This is a genomic window from Tessaracoccus bendigoensis DSM 12906, assembly GCF_900141915.1.
In the GTDB taxonomy this organism is placed as follows: domain Bacteria; phylum Actinomycetota; class Actinomycetes; order Propionibacteriales; family Propionibacteriaceae; genus Arachnia; species Arachnia bendigoensis.
The window spans coordinates 1-17,688 of the sequence record NZ_FQZG01000056.1 but is presented as its reverse complement, the minus strand read 5'-3'; the positions used below and the strand labels follow the sequence as shown (position 1 = coordinate 17,688).

The 17,688-nt window shown below is 67.8% G+C and carries 16 protein-coding genes; 10 read left to right on the top strand and 6 right to left on the bottom strand.

The genetic code is table 11. The features are described 5' to 3' along the window. Nucleotides 1-59: 59 nt before the first annotated feature. From BUC15_RS13620 to BUC15_RS13610, 3 genes are read left to right on the top strand one after another with little or no spacing between them, the layout of a single operon-like run. Nucleotides 60-1,877 carry a DUF2207 domain-containing protein gene (locus BUC15_RS13620; protein ID WP_073189213.1) on the top strand — a complete coding sequence of 606 codons (1,818 nt, stop codon included), beginning with the start codon at nt 60-62 and terminating at the stop codon, nt 1,875-1,877. 20 nt (nt 1,878-1,897) lie between these two features. Beyond that, complete coding sequence (locus tag BUC15_RS13615) at nt 1,898-2,494, top strand: uridine kinase family protein (RefSeq protein WP_084189599.1); 597 nt, start codon at nt 1,898-1,900, stop codon at nt 2,492-2,494. Continuing rightward, nucleotides 2,491-3,132: a maleylpyruvate isomerase family mycothiol-dependent enzyme gene (locus BUC15_RS13610; protein ID WP_073189211.1), complete on the top strand. Its 642-nt coding sequence runs from the start codon at nt 2,491-2,493 to the stop codon at nt 3,130-3,132. The genes BUC15_RS13615 and BUC15_RS13610 overlap by 4 nt, the downstream gene beginning before the upstream one ends. Before the next feature lie 7 nt (nt 3,133-3,139). Here the strand turns inward: BUC15_RS13610 and metG are convergent, their stop codons facing one another. Beyond that, entirely contained in the window at nt 3,140-4,930 is a 1,791-nt protein-coding gene (gene metG, locus BUC15_RS13605; protein WP_073189209.1) for a methionine--tRNA ligase, read from the bottom strand. Nucleotides 4,931-5,293: 363 nt separating this feature from the next. Between metG and BUC15_RS13600 the strand changes: the two genes are divergently transcribed. The 6 genes from BUC15_RS13600 to BUC15_RS13575 all read left to right on the top strand — a co-directional run bounded on the left by BUC15_RS13600 (nt 5,294) and on the right by BUC15_RS13575 (nt 12,934). Next, nucleotides 5,294-7,357 carry a PTS sugar transporter subunit IIABC gene (locus tag BUC15_RS13600; RefSeq protein WP_073189207.1) on the top strand — a complete coding sequence of 688 codons (2,064 nt, stop codon included), beginning with the start codon at nt 5,294-5,296 and terminating at the stop codon, nt 7,355-7,357. Between the two features lie 234 nt (nt 7,358-7,591). Next, nucleotides 7,592-9,106 carry a S8 family peptidase gene (locus tag BUC15_RS13595; protein ID WP_175558340.1) on the top strand — a complete coding sequence of 505 codons (1,515 nt, stop codon included), beginning with the start codon at nt 7,592-7,594 and terminating at the stop codon, nt 9,104-9,106. Then, nucleotides 9,103-9,675 carry an RNA polymerase sigma factor gene (locus BUC15_RS13590; RefSeq protein ID WP_073189236.1) on the top strand — a complete coding sequence of 191 codons (573 nt, stop codon included), beginning with the start codon at nt 9,103-9,105 and terminating at the stop codon, nt 9,673-9,675. The genes BUC15_RS13595 and BUC15_RS13590 overlap by 4 nt, the downstream gene beginning before the upstream one ends. Next, a complete protein-coding gene (locus BUC15_RS13585) occupies nt 9,672-10,139 on the top strand; it encodes a hypothetical protein (protein WP_073189203.1) in 468 nt (155 codons plus the stop codon). Before BUC15_RS13590 ends, BUC15_RS13585 begins: the two co-directional genes overlap by 4 nt. Next, nucleotides 10,140-12,545 carry a CHAT domain-containing protein gene (locus BUC15_RS13580; RefSeq protein WP_073189201.1) on the top strand — a complete coding sequence of 802 codons (2,406 nt, stop codon included), beginning with the start codon at nt 10,140-10,142 and terminating at the stop codon, nt 12,543-12,545. Then, nucleotides 12,545-12,934, top strand: coding sequence for a YchJ family protein (locus tag BUC15_RS13575; RefSeq protein ID WP_245787986.1), 390 nt, complete (start codon nt 12,545-12,547; stop codon nt 12,932-12,934). Before BUC15_RS13580 ends, BUC15_RS13575 begins: the two co-directional genes overlap by 1 nt. A 175-nt stretch (nt 12,935-13,109) precedes the next feature. On the opposite strand, the gene BUC15_RS13570 is transcribed toward BUC15_RS13575, so the two are convergent. From BUC15_RS13570 to BUC15_RS21105, 4 genes are read right to left on the bottom strand one after another with little or no spacing between them, the layout of a single operon-like run. Next, nucleotides 13,110-13,358, bottom strand: a complete 249-nt coding sequence (locus BUC15_RS13570; protein WP_073189199.1) for a hypothetical protein — start codon at nt 13,356-13,358, stop codon at nt 13,110-13,112. After that, the gene (locus BUC15_RS13565; RefSeq protein WP_073189197.1) at nt 13,351-13,677 is read right to left on the bottom strand and encodes a hypothetical protein; all 327 of its coding nucleotides are present in this window, start codon (nt 13,675-13,677) and stop codon (nt 13,351-13,353) included. The genes BUC15_RS13570 and BUC15_RS13565 overlap by 8 nt, the downstream gene beginning before the upstream one ends. 48 nt (nt 13,678-13,725) lie before the next feature. Next, nucleotides 13,726-14,502, bottom strand: coding sequence for a type I methionyl aminopeptidase (gene map / locus BUC15_RS13560; RefSeq protein WP_073189195.1), 777 nt, complete (start codon nt 14,500-14,502; stop codon nt 13,726-13,728). A 31-nt stretch (nt 14,503-14,533) separates the two neighbouring features. Then, nucleotides 14,534-15,382 (bottom strand): RNase H family protein, encoded by an 849-nt coding sequence (locus BUC15_RS21105; protein ID WP_073189231.1) that lies wholly within the window; start codon nt 15,380-15,382, stop codon nt 14,534-14,536. Between the two features lie 82 nt (nt 15,383-15,464). On the opposite strand from BUC15_RS21105, the gene BUC15_RS13550 reads away from it, so the two are divergent. Then, nucleotides 15,465-17,090 carry a DUF4091 domain-containing protein gene (locus tag BUC15_RS13550; protein WP_073189192.1) on the top strand — a complete coding sequence of 542 codons (1,626 nt, stop codon included), beginning with the start codon at nt 15,465-15,467 and terminating at the stop codon, nt 17,088-17,090. A gap of 367 nt (nt 17,091-17,457) precedes the next feature. On the opposite strand, the gene BUC15_RS20000 is transcribed toward BUC15_RS13550, so the two are convergent. Then, nucleotides 17,458-17,688 (bottom strand): hypothetical protein (locus BUC15_RS20000; protein ID WP_175558338.1); only part of this gene is annotated, 231 nt, incomplete at its 5' end.

The window sequence follows — 17,688 nt, the reverse complement described above, 5'->3', positions numbered from 1 at the left end:
CCGAGGTCGTGCGACGTGGCCCGTCCCGGTTGACTTGTAGCGGCGATACCCTGGAAGGCATGACGAAGCTGCGCGCTGGACTGTCCGCCCTGCTGATCGCCCTGCTCTCGGTGTGGTTCTTCGCCGCGCCTGCCAGAGCCGACGACAACGCACCGATCACAAGATACGACGCCAAGGTGAACCTCACTGCCGAAGGCGTCGCCGAGGTGACCGTCGATTTCACGATGGACTTCAGCGTCGTCCGGGGGCGGGGGCCGAAAGTGGTCTTCCCGACCCGGCAGGACGACGGCGCCAACCCGAAGGAGCAGTATGTCTTCGACTACTCGAACTTCCAGGTGGGTTCGTCGTCGGGCGCCAACACACAGGTCGATCGGAGCACCGAATCCGATGGGATCGCGCTTCGTATCGGCAATGAGAGCATCTGGAATGACGGCCCCGAAGACTACACGATCAGCTACGAAGTGACCGGGTTCATCGTCTCCGACCATCCCGAGAGCGGGTTGGACGAGTTCAACTGGAACGCCATCGGTCCAGCCTGGCAGTCATCAATCTCCAACGTGACGGTCGAGGTCACCGGCCCGGCGGCCGTCGGCAGGGTCGCCTGCTTCTACGGTTCGGGCTACTCGCAGGAGTGCTCCGCCACCCAAACCGGGCAGAGCGCCAGCTTCTCGGTGGCGGCCCTCGCCCCGTTCGAGCCGATGCAGGTGGTCGCGGGGTTCCCGGCAGGCACCTTCGGCGGCGTGGAGCAGCAGAAGGCTCTCAAGCCTTCCCTGTCAAACGCGTTCAGCCTCACCCCCGGGACCGGGGCGGTTGCAGGCGGCGGCCTGATCGCGGCGCTCGCCGCCCTGTTTGCGATCCGGCGCAGGCACGCCCGCGACGACGTGTACCTGGGCCTCACCCCTGGCCTGACGCCCGCCGCGAACGAGGAGGGCAAGGTCGGCCAGACTTCGGGAAAGACGCCTGTCACCGTCCAGTTCCATCCCCCGAAAGGCGCGACTCCCGGCGAGATCGGGACGTTGATGGACACCACCGCCGATGATGTGGACGTCAGCGCAACCATCGTCGACCTGGCGGTGAGGGGCTACCTGAAGATCGAGTCGACAGGCAAGAAGTCGTTCACTCTCCGCGCGACCAATCCGCCGAGCGGTGACCGGCTGGCGCCATACGAATCGACGCTGCTCGGCGACCTGTTCAAGGGCAAGACGGTGACGACGTCCGACGACCTCCGCAAGGCAAGCCATCAGAACGACCTGTCAACGGCGCGCGCCGGTCTCTACGACGCGGTCGTCAAGCTCGGCTGGTTCAAGTCAAACCCCAACACCGCGCAGGCGGCACCGATCGTGTTGGGTGTGGTCGCCCTGCTGGCGGCAGCGGGCATGGCTTTCCTGCTGTCGGGGCTGGGCTGGAGCCTGGTCGCGGTGCCCTTTGCCATCTTCGGCATCGGGCTGATCGCGCTGTCCGGCAAGTTCCGCACCCGCACGGCCCGTGGCTCCGCCTACCTGGCGCAGGCCAAGGGCTTTGAGCTGTACCTGAGCACCGCGGAGAAGGACACCCTCAAGTTTGAGGAGGGCGAAGACATCTTCTCCAAGTACCTTCCCTACGCGATCGTGTTCGGGGTGGCCGACCGCTGGTCCAAGCTGTTCGCACAGCTCGGCGCCGAGGGTATCTACCGGGCCGACACCTCCTGGTACATCGGGGCGGACCTGATGCATGGCTATGCGTTCGCGAGCGCCATGGGCAACCTGACATCGCAGATGTCGAGCACTTTCCAGGCAGCCAGAGCCGCAGGCATGTCCTCGTCGACCGGAGGTTCCTCGGGTATGTCCGGCTTCAGCGGTGGTGGGGGCTTCGGTGGAGGTGGCGGCGGCTCCTGGTGAGGGATGGCTAAACTGCGGGCATGAACGGGAGCCTCCTGCTGATTGCCGGCCCCTCCGGCAGCGGCAAATCTAGGCTGACCAGGCTGGCAACCGAGGCCCGCTCGGCGCTGGCCATCAGCCTCGACGACTTCTACCACGACGTCGACCATCCCGGCCTGCCGATGACCCCGATGGGGATCCCTGACTGGGACCAGGTGGCGACCTGGGATCTGCCGCTGGCGCTGCAAACCATCTCCACCTTGCTCGCCGATGGCGCCTGCGAGGTGCCGTGCTACGACATCTCCGTGTCGAAGCGGGTCGGGAGCAGGCTGGTCGAACTGGGCGACGCCGATCTGATCGTCGCCGAGGGAATCTTCGCGATCGACATGCTCGCCCCTGCGTCGGCCGCTGGCATCGCGGCGGAGGGCTGGTGGCTCGACCGTCGCCGCGCCGCGAACTTCTCCCGGCGTCTCGCCCGGGACCTGCAGGAGAAACGCAAGTCGCCAAAGGTGCTGCTGCGCCGTGGTGCCGCCCTCTACCGGGGAGAACCCGCGTTGCGGGGCGCCGCGATGGCCGCGGGATTCAGGCCCGTATCGATGCGTAGGGCGGCATATCGACTGAGCACCGCACCACGATGAACCCAGACTGGGGTCGAGTCCTGGCCGCGCGTGACCGTCTGGTCGCCGCGGCTCGGCAGACCGGCCCGGAAGCGGACACGCTGTGCGAAGGCTGGCAGGTGCATGATCTGGTTGCCCACCTGCTCACCCTCCAACGCGATCCGCTCAGTTGGCCCGGCATGGGCCTCGGATTCCTATCCTCACTCACCGAAAGGAGGATGGACGCGGCGCTGCGAAACGGGTATTCAGCCGCCCTTGGTCGGCTCGCGCATCGACCGCCGGGCATCCCCATCTTCCTGGAGGACCCCTGGCGAGGTTATGGGCATCACCTCGGTGAGTATGCGGTCCACACCGAGGACATCGTCAGGGCAAACGGGTTGCCGCCCACCGAACTCGATCCGGCAACCGACGACGCCCTCTGGCGACGGCTCCTACCTGCCGCAGCGACGCTGCTGGCGCGGCGGGGGTTCGGGCTGAGACTTCGACGCGCCGACGGTCCCGAATCTACCCAGGTGCTGCCGGGTGAGGTGTGCGTCGTCGCCACCGGGACAGCGCTCGAGTTGCTGATGCTCTGCTACCGCGGACCGCACGCGGCCGATGTGCGGCTCACGGGGCCGAAGAAGGCGGCCGAGGCCCTGTGGCCGACGCGTACCCAGTAGCAGATCGTCAGCCGATGGGTGCCCACTCAGGGCCGCTCTCCCCCAGCTTCTCGTCCAGCTTGGCAAACAGCGGGGTCGGCTTCGCCAGTGGGGTCCCCGCCACGATCGGCCGCGACCCCCACCTCGCCTGCTGCGACGCGTAGTCGCCCTGCAGCGTCGGGTAGGTGAGGTCCTCGTCGGCAACCTCGACGATCTGCGGCTGCGCGGCCCAGACCCCGTCGCCTCCGAGTGCCTCGAAGATCTTCTGCGCCGAGTGGGGCAGGTATGGGGTCAGCAGGGTGTTGGCGTCGGAGACCACCTGCAGCGCCACGTGCAGCACGGTGTCGCGGCGGGCCGGGTCGTCCTTGAGTTTCCAGGGCTCCATGTCGGAGAGGTACTTGTTGGCCAGCCCGACGATGCGCATCGCCTCGGTGATGCCTGCCTTGAACCGGCGGGCGGCGATGTGCTCACCGACGACGTCGAACGCTCTTGCGGACTCGGCGAGCAGCGTCTCGTCTGCATCGGTGAGGTTGCCAGCGGCAGGGATGGCGCCGTTGTTCTTGTGCGCCATCGAGATGGACCGGTTGACGAGGTTGCCCCACTCGTTGGCCAACTCGAAGTTGGTGCGGCGGACGAACTCGTCCCAGGTGAAGTCGGTGTCCTGGTTCTCGGGCCCGGCGACCGAGATGTAGTAGCGCAGCGCGTCGGGGCCGAACTCGTCGAGGAACTGGCCGACGAAGATCGAGGCCCCACGCGAGGAGGAGACCTTCGAGCCCTTCATCGTCATGAACTCGGAACTGACCACCTCGGTGGGCAGTTGAAGCTCACCGAGTGCAGGCCGGACGGTGCCGCCGACCTCGCCCTGGCCGTTGGCGCCCAGCAGGATGCCGGGCCAGATGACCGAGTGGAAGACGATGTTGTCCTTGCCCATGAAGTAGTAGGACTGCGCCTCCTGATCATTCCAGAACGCGCGCCACGCCTCCGGGTCCCCGGACCGCCTTGCCCATTCGACGGCCGCCGACAGGTATCCGATGACGGCGTCGAACCAGACGTAGATGCGCTTCATGGGGGCGTCGCGCCAGCCGTCGAGCGGGATCGGGACGCCCCAGTCGAGGTCGCGGGTGATGGCGCGCTCGCGGATCTCCTTCAACAGGTTGTGGGAGAACTTGAGCACGTTGGGACGCCATTCTTCGCGGCTGTCGAGCCAGGCGGAGAGCTGCGGGGCGACCTTCGGCAGGTCGAGGAAGAAGTGCTCGGTCTCGACGAACTCCGGGGTCTCGCCGTTGATCTTGGAGACCGGGTCGATCAGGTCGGCAGGGTCGAGCTGGTTGCCGCAGTTGTCGCACTGGTCTCCGCGGGCGTTGTCGTAGCCGCAGATGGGGCAGGTGCCTTCGATGAACCGGTCGGGCAGCGTGCGGCCGGTGGACGGCGAGATGGCACCCATCTGCGTCTTGGCGAACACGTAGCCGTTCTCGTAGAGGGCGGTGAACATCTCCTGCACGACCCGGTAGTGGTTCGGGGTGGTCGTGCGGGTGTAGAGGTCGTAGCTGAGGCCGAGGCCCTGCAGGTCGGAGACGATCTGCGCGTGGTACTTGTCGGCGGTCTCGCGTGGGGTCAGCCCCTCGGAATCGGCCTTCACCTGGATCGCGGTGCCGTGCTCGTCCGAGCCGGAGACCATCAACACGTCGTGGCCTGCCATTCGCATGTAGCGGGCGAACACGTCAGAGGGAACCCCGAAACCGGACACGTGGCCGATGTGACGGGGACCGTTGGCGTACGGCCAGGCGACCGCGGCAAGAATGCGACTCATGAGGTGCATCCTATCGTCGTCACGACGATGCCCGCCCCGGGCCCGTGGTCGCCTGAACTTTGAGCACTATCCGGGGTTCGATGCCCTCTCGAGGCTTGTTTATCGTTCAAATTGCAAACGAACCCGGAATAGTGCTCAACGCCAGACCTGACCCCGTCACACCGCCTGGGCCTCCGACACGAGCGGTCTCGGACATGTCGAAATGAGCGAATGAGCACTTTACGCGCGATCTGCTCATCGATTCTGCGCGGAATAGCCGACGTAACCCCCAACAAAACAAGAATCACACTGACGCCAGAAACATCGGATCCGCGCGACCCCGAGCCCGACTCCCGGTCCGCGTCCGACCCCGAACAACAGGAGATGCGACACATGACAGCGATGTCGACAGAGAAGACCAAGAAGGAGAAGAAGCCGATCCCCGGCTTCGGCCAACTCCAGCGCCTGGGCAAGAGCCTCATGCTCCCCATCGCGCTCCTCCCCGCAGCCGGCATCCTGCTGCGCCTCGGCCAGCAGGACCTGCTCGGGCAGATCGAATGGCCCATCCTCGGCCCCTTCTTCGACGCCATGAGCGCGGCCGGTGATGCGATCTTCGGCAACCTGCCGCTGCTGTTCGCGGTGGGTGTCGCCATCGGCTTCGCCAAGAAGGCCGACGGCTCCACCGCCCTCTCCGCGGTGGCCGGCTACCTGGTGATGTCTGCGGTGTTCACGAACATGTCTCCCGTGGTGATGGAGGGCGTCACGAACGCCGCCGGTGATCAGGTGATGATCAACTACTCGGTGTTCGCAGGCATCATCGTGGGCCTGGTCACGGCCTGGCTGTTCGACAAGTACCACAACATCCAGTTGCCCACCTATCTGGGCTTCTTCGGCGGCAGGCGCTTCGTGCCCATCGTGGTGTCGCTGTCCTGCCTGATCATCGGCTTCGGGCTGTCCTACTTCTACCCGATCTTCAACACCGGCCTGACCGGTGTCGGCGCCCTCATCGGCGGGTCCGGCGCGATCGGCGCATTCGTCTACGGGTTCGCCAACCGCCTCCTGATCCCGCTCGGCCTGCACCACATCCTCAACACCTTCATCTGGTTCATCTACGGCGAGTTCCCCACCGACAACGGCGTGCTGACCGGTGAGCTGACCCGCTTCGCCGCGGGCGACCCCACCGCCGGAGCCCTGACGGCCGGCTTCTACCCGGTCCTGATGTTCGGTCTCCCCGCAGCCGCCCTGGCCATGATTCACGTCGCCAAGCCGGCCCAGAAGAAGGCCGCGATCGGCATCCTGTCGGCGGCCGGCCTGACGGCGTTCCTCACAGGCATCACCGAGCCGCTCGAGTACGCCTTCATGTTCGTCGCGCTGCCGCTCTACATCGTGCACGCCCTCCTCACCGGCCTCTCGATGGCGGTTTCATACCTGCTCAACATCCACCTCGGGTTCTCGTTCTCCGCGGGACTCGTCGACCTCCTGCTCTACGGCACCGCCCCGGCGGCGCAGAACATCCCACTCCTGGTGGCGCAGGGGCTCGGATTCGCGGTCCTCTACTACTTCCTCTTCCGGTTCGTGATCGTCAAGTGGAACATGAGGACCCCCGGTCGCCTGAGCGACGAGGATTTCGCGGCCGAGCAGGCAGCCAACCAGACCGACGACGGCGCGGGCGCCTCTGCGACCGCCAGCACCCCCGCCGCGCTGAAGGCTGAACGGCTGATCGCCGCCTTCGGAGGCCGGGAGAACCTGGTCAACGTCGACGCCTGCATCACCCGCCTCCGCATGGAGGTCGCAGACAAGAACGCCGTCAACCAGGCGCAACTGAAGTCGCTCGGTGCGGCCGGCGTTGTCGAGGTGGGCAACAACATCCAGGCGATCTTCGGCACGCAGGCCGAGGCGCTAAAGCACGACATCCTCGACGCCATGGCGCACCCCGCACCGGTCACGCTCGTCAACGAAGGGCCGGTGGAAGCCGTCGCACCAGTGGTCGCCCCCAAGCCCGCAGCCGCCACCGTCCTGTCGCCGGTCAAGGGCCGCGTGGTGGCACTTTCCGAGGTACCTGACCCGACCTTCGCGCAGGGCATCATGGGCGGCGGCGTCGCGATCGACCCGCCGCGGGAGGTCGTCGAGGCCGTGGCACCCATCAGCGGCAAGATCCTGCAGCTGTGGCCACACGCCTACGCGATCATGACCCCGGAGAAGACCGGTGTGCTGGTACACCTCGGCATCGATACCGTCCAGCTCAAGGGCGAGGGCTTCACGATGCACGTCGCCAAGGGCGATCAGGTGGTGCAGGGCCAGAAGGTCATCACCTATGACGTCCCGGCCGTCGAGGCTCTGGGCCGCAACCCGATCATCCCGGTGATCATGATGGAGACGAAGGCCGACGCCGTCGAGGTTCTCGCGAAGGTCGACGCCGAGGTCAAGGCGAACGATCCGCTGCTGCGTACCGTCTGAATCGCTTAACCCCGCGGGCGGCGGGCCTCGGCAACTGCTGAGGCCCGCCGCCCGCACCGTTTCCGGGACGAAACGTGCGGGAACTACCGATCACCTGCTTTGGCCCTTCCCAGGGCGGTGCGGAAGTGTAAAGATTGGATTCTCCAAGAGGGGCGCTGATCGATCCGCGATGTCTTTGGACGAACCCGTGGCATGGTCGGTCAGCCGCCCGCTCAGTATCTGATCGGAGGAACCGTGTCCCCCACCACGCTCCGTGTACTCGACCCGGCGACCGCAGTGCCTCTCGCTTCGGGCAAACAGCCGAAGCCTGCCACGTATCTGGGTAACCGGATCCTAGTTCGGGGGCTTCCAGGCAACTCGCAGGACGCCCCCCTGGAACTGCTCCGCAAGGTCGCGGAGTCACGCGGCCTTCGTGTCCGCCTTGAGGAAAGCCCGGCCGAAAAGGTGCTGGCAGTGGACTCCCTGGTGGAGGTCCTCGACCGGTGCTGGGTCACGGCGGCCATCCTCGAAGACCCTGAAGCGGGCACCCCGGTCGACGCGTGGCCGGTGCTGCAGCAGGCCAGACGGGAGGATGCACCGGTCGCCCAAGGGTTGCAACTGGACCACCTCGTCACGATCGCCGGGCCCAGGTACGAGGCGAGCCCTTACTACGTCTCGATGCCGTACTACGTGTCGATGCCGTACTACGTCTCAATGCCCTACTACGTGTCAATGCCTGCCGCGGCAGAGTACCTGCGCCCCGGCAGCGGTGGCCGCGCACCGGTGTCCGTGGTGCTTCCGGACCCGGCCGGGCGTCGCCGTCGGCTTGAGAGACAACCCCTGGTTATGGTGATCGACACCGCGCTCGGCCCACATCCGTGGTTCCGCGACGCGTCACAAATCACTGATGTGGTGGAGGCGTTCGGGCTGCGCCTCGGGCTCGGAGGAGACTTTCCGGTCGTCGACCCGCCCGAGCCGGGAAACCCACTCGACGGCGGGCTCCCACACGTCGCCGGCCACGCCACGTTCATCGCCGGGCTGATTCGGCAGGTGTGCCCGGAGGCGCGCATCCAGGTGGTTCCCGTCCTCGACGGGGCCGGTGTGATGCCCGAGGGTGTGTTGCTGCAGATACTGGGGTTGCTGCTTGCCAGGCAGCACGAGGTCCTCAACGGCAATGTCGGGCCTGACGAACTCATCGACGTCATCTCGCTGTCACTCGGGTACTACCACGAGGATCCGGACGACGTGTTGGAGGACGCTCCGCTGCGGCTGGTGCTGCAGGAGTTCGGACGGCTCGGGGTAAGCGTCGTGGCCTCGGCCGGCAATCAGGCGACCACCGACCCGGTCTATCCTGCGGCATTCGCAGGGCAGACCGAGCCCGCCTACGAAGCGGGCCGGATCCCCCTGATCAGCGTCGGCGCCCTCAACCCCGACGGCAACAGCGTCGCCTACTTCTCGAACGCAGGCTCCTGGGTGTCCTGCCACCGGCCGGGTGCCGCGCTGGTCAGCACCTTCCCGACCGACCTCGACGGCGAACTCCAGCCCTGCGCCACCCTGGATGTCGACGGATTGCATCGTGAAACCATCGACCCTGACGACTTCTCGGGCGGCTTCGGCACCTGGTCCGGCACCTCATTCGCCGGCCCGGTGCTGGCGGCAGAACTCGCCAACCACCTCTGCCGCGACTCCTCTCTTCCCAAGGCCTCCTCGGACGCGGCCCTGCACCGTGCCTGGGCGGCGGTCACCGCCGAATTGGGGTGGCGACCATGACTACCCCCGCAACCACCCGATCCCTCAGCGAGGAGGCCGCTGTCGCGTTCCGCGACTACCGGGAGGGTGAGCCCGGCCGCATCGCCGACCTCGTCGATCTGCTCACCCCACCCCTCTGGGCGATCGCCCGATCCTGTGGGCTCAGCATCGGCACCTCGGAGGACATCGTCCAGGCGGCCTGGGTGAAGCTGGTCCAACATGCCGACGCCATCCGGGATGAACAGGCTGTGTTCGGCTGGCTCCTGACCACCGTCCGGCGCGATGCCTGGAAAGTCGCAGCGAGGGAGATCCCCGACCCCTTCGACGAAGAGCCGGTCTCTTCCAAGCCTGCGCCTGACGCCGAAGTGGAGACCCGCGACCGGGCGGAGCGGCTCTGGCACCACGTCTCCGCGCTCAGCCCCCGGTGCCAGGCACTGCTGCGGGTCGTCGCCTACGCCACCTCCCCGGACTACGCGATGATCTCCATGGCGTTGGGGATGCCGGTCGGATCGATCGGTCCGACGAGGGGAAGGTGCCTGGCCACGCTGAGGGCCGCGCTCGACAACGACCCTGGCTGGAGCGACTCATGACGGACTTCACCGAACTGCCGCTCGACCGGGACGACTTCCGGTTGCTGTCCGCGGTTGCATCGGCTGCCACCTCATTCGACCCTCCACCAAATGACCTCGTCACCCGCATAATGCTGGCAGTCTCACTCGACCTGATGGAGGCCGAGTTGGCCACCCTGGTCGCGGCTCCCATGGCGATGGCCCGCACCGAGCACCCCCTCGCCCCCGAGACGATCACTTTCACCTCCTCAGCCGCGAGCCTGATGATCGCGTTGGACGGCGACAACGGCGACGTTCGGGTCGATGGTTGGGTGACCGGCGGCACCCAGGTCGAACTTCACACCGGCCGCGAGGTGCTGCCCCAGACCGCCGACGAGACGGGTCGGCTCGTCTGGCAAGCCGTTCCCCGCGGCCCGGTGCGGTTCCTGATCCGCCCCCTTCTCGCAGGGGCCTCACCTGTGATCACCCCGACGATCGAGCTGTAGGTGCCGACCTCCGCCACCTCCTACTACGACCACGCCCGGGTCGCACTCGTCGAGCACCGGATCGAAGAGGCCGACGACGCCCTCACCCGTGCTCTTGCGGCGTGCGGGCCGGACGATGTCGAACTGGCCTTCCGCGTGCGGATCTCCCGCACCTGGATCGTCTTCGAGCGCTCGGGTCTGGATTCGGCGGGCCGCGTCATCCGGGAGATCCGGGCGGAGGCCGACGCGGCGGGCCTCGCCGCGATGGTCGCGACCGCCGACGTCCAGCTCGGCACCCTGCTGGCCCGGGCCGGCGATCTGACGGCCGCCTGGCGGGAGTTGAGTCGGGTCGACCCCGAGTTGCTCCCCGGCTCGGACCGTCCCCGGTTCCTGCTCAACCGGGGCACCCTTGCCTCCGAACTCGGCCGGCTCGATGAGGCCGTCGCCGACCTTTCGGAAGCCGCTCTGGGAGACAAGGGCACCCCGATCGCCGACATGTCCCGGCACAATCTCGGCTGGGTCCAGTTCCTCCGTGGCGACCTGCCCGCGGCGCTGCGGGCCATGGGCGAGGCCGATCCGCCCGGCGCCGACGTGGACCACGACATCGCACGGCTCGATCGTGCGCGGGTCCTGTTGGAGGCGGGCCTGGCGGGCGAGGCCCTCGACCTCCTGCAGACAGTTTCCCGGTCCACCGCCCTCAACCAGGCCGAGGTCGACCTCGAGCGCGCCCGGGCCCAGGTCCTGCTCGGGGACAGGGCGACTGCCGCGCGACTGGCCTTGGCGTCGGCCGAGCGCTTCATGGCGAGGGGCGAACCGGTCGGGCAGCGTCGCTCCGAGACGGTCGCGCTGCTCGCCCAACCCGACCCTGCACCGGCCCTAAGTCTGTGGAGGGAGTCCAGCGCGGCCGGCGACTGGTGGGTGGCGCAGCAGTGCGCCGCCGTCGCCGTCGGATCTTGGAATGACCACCCGGGCAGCCCCCCTGCCCGGCTACTGCGGGACGCGGAGAGCCTGTCCCGCTCGCCGGTGCTGTCCCGCATGATGACCGGTCAGCTGTCGCTGGCCCGATTCGCCGTCCATCAGGGCCGACTCACCGAGGCACGGCGCCGCCTGAAGGCGACCAGCCGACGGTTGCTCGAAGAGCAGCTGCGGTTCGCCAGCCTCGATCTCCGCGCTGCCCTGGCCATCCACGGTTACGAGATGGCCTTCCTCGAGCTGAGCCTCGCCGAGCGGTTGCGGAAGGGTCGCGCCGATGCGCTGATCGATGCCTCGGAGCGCTGGCGAGCCGTCACCCGGCCCAGCCCGCGGGTGACCCCGGTGCCCGATCCCGCCCTGGCAGAGGCCGCAACCCGGCTCCGACGCCTGCGCACAGAGTTCGCCGCGGACGGTGGCAACCTCGGGTTGGCGACCGCGGTCAACGAGGCAGAGAGGGAGCTGCAGCAACTCAGCTGGACCAGCCGCTACGACGTGCCTGCGCAAGGGATGCCGTTGGCTCCCACAACCCTGCGTCAGGTCGCCCGGAGCGAGGGCGTCACGATGGCGGTTTGCCTGCCGCGAGGCACGGAGACGTGGGCCGTCGTGCTCGGGGGCAGGCAGACGAAACTCGTTCGACTCGGCCGGACGGAGACGCTCACCGCCTTGGTGACCGCCACGCACGCCGACCTCACCGCACGCGCGGTCCTACCCCCGGGCCATCCGATGCTCGCCACCGTCGAGGCTTCCCTCGGCGCACGGCTCGCGACCCTCCGAACGGCGCTGATCTCCCCTCTCGGGCAGGGGATCGGGCAACTGTTGGTGGTGCCGACCCTGGCGCTCACAGGGGTTCCCTGGACGGCCCTTGCCCCAGGGCCCGTGGCCGTCTCGCCGACGGCGTCAAGCTGGTTCCTCGGTCGGCGGCTCGTGGCCGAGCCCAGGGTCGCCGCACTGAGCGGGCCGGGCCTCGCGTCGGCCGATCTGGAGGCCGAAAACGTCCGGCGCTGCTGGTCATCGGAGGGCCCGGTGCCGACGCTGGCTGACGCCCTGTCCGGGTTCGACGTGGTACACGTCGCAGCGCACGGGACCCACCGCAGCGACAACCCCCTGTTCTCGAGCCTGCATCTCGCCGAGGGCGACGTCGTGGCGCACGAGCTCGAAGGCCTCCCCCTCCGCGCCAGCCACGTGGTGCTCTCCGCCTGCGAGGTGGGTCGCTCGGCTGCCAGGCCAGGCGACCAGCCCCTCGGCCTCACATCCACGCTGCTGTCGGCCGGGGTGGCCTGCGTCGTCGCCCCGGTCGCCCCCGTCAACGACCAGTTGGCGGCGAGAGTGATGCACCGCTACCATCGTGGCCTCGCTGCTGGCGGAGAGGCGAGCGTCGCGCTACGGGACGCGGCCGCGGGCGATCCGAGCGCCGGCGCATTCGTCTGCTTCGGCTCCCCCTGGAAGGTTGGTTGATGAGCCAGATGAACGAGACTACGATCTGCCCCTGCGACACGGGCAAGGCCTACGACGGGTGCTGTGGCCGCTGGCATTGGGGACGACCGGCCCCAACCGCGGTCGCGCTGATGCGCTCACGCTACAGCGCCTTCGCGCTCGGCCTCGAGGACTACCTCCTCGACACCTGGCACCCCACCACCAGGCCGGCCACCGTCGACCTCGACCCGGACACGGTCTGGACGGGGCTGAGGATCGATGCGAGGACCGACGGGAAGGCCTGGGACCAGGAGGGGACGGTGGGCTTCACCGCTTCGTTCACCTCACCCGATGGAAAGGGCGAATTGCGAGAGGTCAGCCGGTTTTTCTTCGACGACGGACGTTGGTACTACCTCGACGGCACCTATTGATTCGATGTGAGTCGAGGGTCGGCTGTCGAAAATCGACCAGTGGCCGATTCTGACCCGTCCTGGGTCGAGTATCGCCCACTGCCCGGGATATCTGATACGACCGCGAGGGCCTACCAACGCCCGATGTTGTCGTAGCACCATCCACTGGAACCAGTCGAGCTGACGCCGCAGGACTTCAGGAGGTGGATGTCGCGCGTCCGCCGCGCCGGACCTTGCCCGGCTGCTTCACGCGGGCACGCTGGCGCCACTCGTCCGCCATCTGCGGGCGGGCCGTCTCGACGTAAAGGTCAGCGACCCTCAGCATCGCCTCAGGATCACCGGACTCCGCCTCGGGCAGAGCCTGGTCAAGCTGATTGAGGAGGTCAAGTCGATGCCGGAGCGCCTCCGCTGCCTCCTGCACGTCGCGGTCAGTAACCTCAAACACGTTCCCCTCCTTCGTCGAACTGTCGGTTCACGTCGTTCACCAGTTTACGCGCCAGTTCCCGATCCGAGGCCCGCGCCGCTGAGTCAATCATCAGGTCATACAGAAGGATGAGTCCCATCCGCTTCGCTTCATTTGAACCGGCGAGGCACAGACCGATCGCATGCTGCAGCTTGGTCGTGAACTGCTCCCTCGACGTGATTGAAGCGGTCTGGTTCAGCTGCTCCGCCAGCGCCTTCTTCAGGTATCCCAGGTTGAGGAAGAAGGCGAGAACCGTCCACGCCAGAGTGGCCGCGGCTATGAGTAGCACGAGCCAATCCATGGACCCACTTTAAGAGAAACTCAGCCTACGTGCTGCCCAAATGACGGCTCACAAGTGGCTTGGGAGTGTGATGATCTCGATCCCGGCATCCGTTACCGCGACGGTGTGCTCGCTGTGGGAGGTCCGGCAGCCGGTGGCGCTGCGCAGCGTCCAGCCGTCCGGGTCGGTGACCAGCTCGTCGGTGTCCGACATCACCCACGGCTCGATCGCGATCATCAGCCCGCGCCTCAGCCGGAAGCCCCGGCCGCTCCTTCCCTGGTTCGGGATGTGCGGGTCCTGGTGCATGGTCGACCCGATGCCGTGGCCGCCGAAGTCGGTGTTGACGCCGTACCCGCGTGACGTGAGCACCTCGCCGATCGCGTGTGAGATGTCGCCCAGCCTGCCCGCGGGCCGTGCCGCCGCGATGCCCGCGGCCAAGGCCTCTTCGGTGGCCTCGATCAGCGCGACGCTTTCCGCCGGGCGCGACTCCCCCACGATGAAGCTGATGGCCGAGTCGGCTGCGATGCCGTCTTTCAGCACCGCGAGGTCCAGCGACAGGAGGTCACCGTCGACCAACTCATAGTCGCGCGGCAGCCCGTGCAGGACGGCGTCATTGACCCCGGTGCAGATGTAGTGCCCGAACGGGCCGTTACCGAACGACGGCGCATAGTCCACGTAGCAGGACTCGGCCCCGGCGCTGAGGATCATCTCCTTCGTCAGCCGGTCGATGTCGAGAAGGTTCACCCCCGGTGCCGCGGCAGCCCGGCAAGCCTGCAGGATGTCGGCGACCAAGGCGCCCGTGACGCGGGCCTTCTCCAGTTGGGCTGCGTTCAGGATCTCGATCATGCGTGGCTCTCCACTTCTCTTGCGACGCTGGTCAGTCTGCCACGAGACGCAGCGCCCAGGCGCCCGGGACCTGCTGCCAGAGGAGCACCGCAGCTCTGCCGTCCACGGTCGCGCGAGCCAGGCAGGCCTCCTCTCCCACCGCGTCGACGGCGAGCAACCCGATCTCGACGCCGTCGTCCCAGCCGAGCCGCCCCGACTCGACTCCCCCGCTTACCACGAGCAGGTCGGGATGCAGCCGTACAGAGGCACGGTCGGCCGTCAGCGCCTTCACCGCCCTGACCACGGCCGCCTTGGCTCGGGGTGCGGCACTGCCGGGGAGGGCGCGCGGCGCCGGTTCGGCGGAGGGCGCCTCGGAGAAGAGGTCGGGCTGCTCGTCGACCTGACCGACGGCGAAGTCGGTGCGCGCCGTCGGCCGCGCGACCTCGGGGAAACCCGGCCCCGTATCCGGCTGTCGACCGGCCTGGTAGGCGGTGGCCGCGGCCCGGGCCCGCACGTCGGCGGCCTCGTTCATGGCGTGCCCGGCGTGCCCCTTCACCCACTCGAAGGTGACGTCGCGGCCTCCCAGTTCGGCGTCGAGATCCTTCATGAGTTCGACGTTGAGCACCGGCTTCCCGTCGCCCTTGCGCCAGCCCTTCCGCTTCCAACCCGGCAGCCACTTGGTCAGCGAGTTGATCACGTACTGCGAGTCGCACAGGATCTTCAGCGGCTCGTCGACGTGCGAGGTGGAGCGCAGCAGATCGAGGACGGCCATCAGCTCGCCCATGTTGTTGGTGCCGTGTTCCCAGCCGCCAGCCGCCCAGGCGTCGTCGGAGATGTACCAGGCCCACCCGGCTGGCCCCGGGTTGGAGAGGGAGGAGCCGTCGGCCGCCGCGATGATCACCCGACGAGGATAGCCGCTCGCCTTCGCGCCCGCCTTGAGCGCGACATGCCACGGCGGGCCGGTGCAGGCAATGATGGTGGCCATGAGCAACACCGTCACCGCCGTCGTCACGCACTCGATGGCCAAGGTCACCGCGGACTGGACGCCAACGACGCCCTTGACCTCTCTCACTGGTTGGTCCGGCGAGCGGGTCTCTCTCCAGGTCGCCTGGCTGCCGCCGTCGACCAACCGCAGCGGCCCGGAGAACCAGGTTCGCGTGGAGGTCGAGGGAGCGGAGCGCCTGAGCCTCTTCGACGTTGAGCTGGTCCCCACCCAGACCCCGTGCTGGCCCGAACACTCGACCGGCTTCGTCACGGAGACCCCCGGCCTGCTGCCCGACCTGCTCCGCCCACGCCCGGACGGCGCCCACACCATGGCCCGGCACGTCGGGTGGCACAGCGTCTGGGTCGACGTGGTGCTGCCGAGCGACGACCTGCGGATCCGCGTGTATGACGGCGAACAGGTCGCCCTTGACCACACCGTCGAGGTGCGCACGGTCGACCGGCCCGCCGTCGATCCCGAGCTGAGCGTGGCGCAATGGTTCCACGCCGACTGCCTGGCCACCTACTCCGGAGTCGAGACGTGGAGCGAGGACCACTGGACGGCGATCGCCAACCAACTCGGCTCGCTCAGGCGACTCGGCGCGACGATGGTGCTCACCCCCGTCTGGACACCCCCGCTGGACACCGACGCCGGCATCGACCGCCGCACCACCCAACTGCTCGACATCGCGCTGGTCGACGGCGTGTACCAGTTCGGCCACGCACGGCTCGACCGCTGGATGGGGCTACTCGCCGAGGCCGGCTTCTCGCAGGTCGAGGTGCCGCACCTGTTCACCCAGTGGGGCGCGGGCAACGCGCCGCAGGTGTGGGTCGACGTCGACGGTGAGCCGGTCAAGCTGTTCGGCTGGCACACCCAGGCCGACGACCCCGCCTACGCCGACTTCCTCGGGCAGGTGCTGCCCTTCCTGAAGGACTACTTCGGGGCCCGCGTCGGGCTGGCCAACACGTTCTTCCACATCTCCGATGAACCGAGCGAATCCCAGCTACCCAGCTGGCTGGCGGGTAAAGCCCTAGTCAGCGACCTTATCGACGGCTGTCGGATGATCGACGCGCTGTCGGAGCCCGCCTTCGCCGAGCACGTGCCGACCCCGATCGTCGCCACCGACGCGGTGCCCACGTTCCGCGCGGCGGGCATCGAGCCCGACTGGGTCTACTACTGCATCGTGCAGAGCTGGGAGGTATCCAACCGGTTCATCGCACAGGAAGGCGTGCGCACCCGCGCGCTCGGCTGGCAGCTGTACAAGGCGCGCGCCGTCGGCTTCCTGCACTGGGGCTTCAACTTCTACAACGCGGTGCTGTCGCGCTCGGCCATCGACCCGTTCCGCGACACCAGCGCGGGCGGCGGCTTCCTCAGCGGCGACGCTTTCATCGTCTACCCGGGGCCCGACCTGCAACCCCTCGAATCGCAGCGCCACCGGCTGATCGCCTACGCCATGGCAGACCTGGCGGCAGCGCAACAGGCCGAGCGGGTCCTCGGCCGCGACGCCGTGTTGGCGATCATCGATCCGGACGGCGAACTCGACTACGCGACGGGCTGGGTCACCGCGGAGACCTGGCTACAGCGACGCTCGAACCTCGACGACGCAGTGGCATTGGCCCTGAACTGATCTCGGCTGAGCGCGTCCCCGGCGACGGCGCTGCTCTTCGACGAGTGCCCACAACGCAAACTCCCCTCCGCGGTAAGCCGCACCCACCAGCGCACCAAGACGAGCAGAGCCCACGATGCCGCTCGGAGAACGCGGCCGGCATCGCGGTGTCGCCTTCCTGACGACCGACCTCGAACGGCCGAGGGCCGCGCGCCGGATGGGGCAACGGTCAACGACGCCCTGCTGGCCGACGCGGCGTCGGGCTTCTGGGCCGCGATGGCGGCTGCGGGTGAGCCGGTCCCGGCGTCATTGCCCTTCCCTCGCATGCGGACCGACCTCGCTGCGGGGTCCACTTCGACGCCGAACAAGTGCCAGGGGAGACTTTGGCTTACGGCGGGGAGTCGTTGCGCGCCCATGCCATCAATCTCTCGCCCTGCCTGGAGAGCGCTCCGGCTTTCTCGAAGGGGTCGAGTACCTGCTGCACGGCCTGCCGATGCAGGTTCGCATTCGGCTGGTCCACCTTGCACAGAAAATAGTGGGAGAGTGCCAGATCCTCCGCCCGATCAGACCTGTCGGGTTCGCGGCGCGTCAGGTCCTCGCGGATGGTCAGTGAGCGGGT